Here is a 234-nt window from a genome sequence, read left to right as displayed (position 1 = left end):
GCTGGGTAACTTAGGGCGATTTGAAGAAGCGATCGCATCCTACGACAAAGCAATTGAAATCAAACCCGACTACCATGAAGCTTGGTTCAACCGGGGCAATGCGCTTTCTAACTTAGGGCGAATTGAAGATGCGATCGCATCCTACGACAAAGCAATTGAAATCAAACCCGACTTACATCAAGCTTGGAACAACCGGGGCTTGGCGCTGGGTAACTTAGGGCGATTTGAAGAAGC

At 48.3% G+C, this 234-nt stretch carries 1 protein-coding gene; it reads left to right on the top strand.

Features of this window, described 5'->3' with window-relative positions; translation table 11 throughout:
- Positions 1-234, top strand: a 234-nt coding sequence (locus tag ACM0OZ_RS49435) for a tetratricopeptide repeat protein (protein ID WP_414590252.1), incomplete at both ends; no start/stop codon positions are given.

It is taken from the genome of Scytonema sp. PCC 10023 (assembly GCF_963920835.1).
In the GTDB taxonomy this organism is placed as follows: Bacteria; Cyanobacteriota; Cyanobacteriia; order Cyanobacteriales; family Nostocaceae; genus Kalymmatonema.
The sequence above is the reverse complement of the archived record's forward strand: the minus strand, read 5'-3'. Positions and strand labels throughout refer to the sequence as shown.